The sequence below is a fragment of the Arthrobacter echini genome (assembly GCF_008107445.1).
Lineage (GTDB): Bacteria > Actinomycetota > Actinomycetes > Actinomycetales > Micrococcaceae > Arthrobacter_D > Arthrobacter_D echini_A.
Map to the genome: position 1 here is coordinate 1 of NZ_VSLD01000036.1, position 636 is coordinate 636.

At 65.9% G+C, this 636-nt stretch carries 1 protein-coding gene; it reads right to left on the reverse strand.

Annotation, left to right across the window (positions count from 1 at the left end):
• Positions 1-622, reverse strand: a 622-nt coding sequence (locus FQ377_RS14700) for a superoxide dismutase (RefSeq protein WP_148601900.1), incomplete at its 3' end; no start/stop codon positions are given.
• Positions 623-636 lie beyond the last annotated feature (14 nt).

Below are 636 nucleotides of genomic sequence, written 5' to 3' on the forward strand. Positions count from 1 at the left end.
AGGGGGTGATGAGGGTGGAGGCCCCGGTGGTGGCCGCCTGGTGGCGTGCCTGGACGTCGGTCCAGTTCACCAGGTTCCACCAGGCCTTGACGTAGTCGGGCTTCACGTTCACGTAGTCCAGGTAGAAGGCGTGCTCCCACATGTCGAGCATCAGCAGCGGGATGGTGCCCACGGGCACATTGCCCTGCTGATCGTAGAGCTGCTCGATCACGAGGTTCCTGCCCAGCGGCTCGTACGCCAGCACAGCCCAGCCCGAGCCCTGCAGCGAGGTCGCCGCGGCGGTGAAGTGCGCCCGGAACGCGTCGAAGGACCCGAAGGCCTCGTCCAGGGCGGCCCCGAGGTCGCCGTCGGGCTTGTCGCCGCCCTCGGGGGACATGTTCTTCCAGAAGATGCTGTGGTTGATCACACCGCCCACGTGGAAGGCCAGGTCCTTGGAGAGCTTCGGGATGGTCGCGAACTGTCCCTGCTCGCGGGCCTCGGCGAGCTGGGCGAGGGCGTCATTGGCGCCCTTGACGTAGGTGGCGTGGTGCTTGGAGTGATGCAGTTCCATGATCCGGCCCGAGATGTGCGGCTCCAGGGCCGCGTAGTCGTAGTCCAGATCCGGCAGTACGTACTCGCTCATACAATCCTCCTGAT